The organism is Methanosarcina spelaei, assembly GCF_002287235.1.
Classification (GTDB): domain Archaea; phylum Halobacteriota; class Methanosarcinia; order Methanosarcinales; family Methanosarcinaceae; genus Methanosarcina; species Methanosarcina spelaei.
This window is the reverse complement of sequence record NZ_LMVP01000355.1, coordinates 1-750: the sequence shown is the minus strand read 5'-3', so window position 1 is coordinate 750 and position 750 is coordinate 1. Positions and strand designations below refer to the sequence as shown.

The 750-nt window shown below is 36.3% G+C and carries 1 protein-coding gene; it reads left to right on the top strand.

Translation table 11 applies throughout. The features are described from left to right. Window positions 1-521 (top strand): pentapeptide repeat-containing protein (locus tag ASJ81_RS14505; protein WP_141241745.1); only part of this gene is annotated, 521 nt, incomplete at its 5' end. Window positions 522-750: the final 229 nt, after the last annotated feature.

Below are 750 nucleotides of genomic sequence, written 5' to 3'. Positions count from 1 at the left end.
CAAAATATGATAAGGGAAAATGGAAAAACTATTATATTTTTTATGCGGTTGAAAATCCCTTAAATTTGAAGAGGATACGACGCAACTATACATATAAACAAAGGGAATCTAAAAGTCTTGATCTAAGTAAAACCACTTTGAAAGGCGTAGAACTGATAGGTGCTCATCTTGAAAAGGCTAACCTTTCAGATGCTCACCTCGAAAAAGCTAACCTTTCAGAAGCTCACCTTGAAAAAGCTAACCTTACAGGAACTCATCTTGAAGGAGCTTTACTTGGAGTTACTCATCTTGAAGAGACTTACCTTATAGGAGCTTATTTTGAAGGGGTTAAATTTGTGTTTGCTTGCCTTAAAGGGGCTGACCTTAGAGTGGCTGACCTTAGAGGAGCTTTTGGTTTATCGCCTGGCGAGCTTTCTAAAGTGAAAACACTTTATAAGGCAGAACTAGATGACGAGCTTCGTTTACCGCTAGAACAAGAGTATCCTACCCTTTTTAATGAACCTGATTTAGGTATGTTTTAAAATCCTAATAAAAGATTATCAAGGGAACTACCATCGCATGTAAGAACATGTAAGAACTTGTATTCCCTAGCAGATGCAATTTTATGACATCCCATTAGACATCTAGATGGCCTATGTGCAAGTGAAGAGGCGTCATAAAAGAGTTTAAGATTATTCATTGAAAGGAATGATTATATAATCCATTTTTATCCGATTGATGTTTTAAAACACCTGAATGTTAGCATTTCCT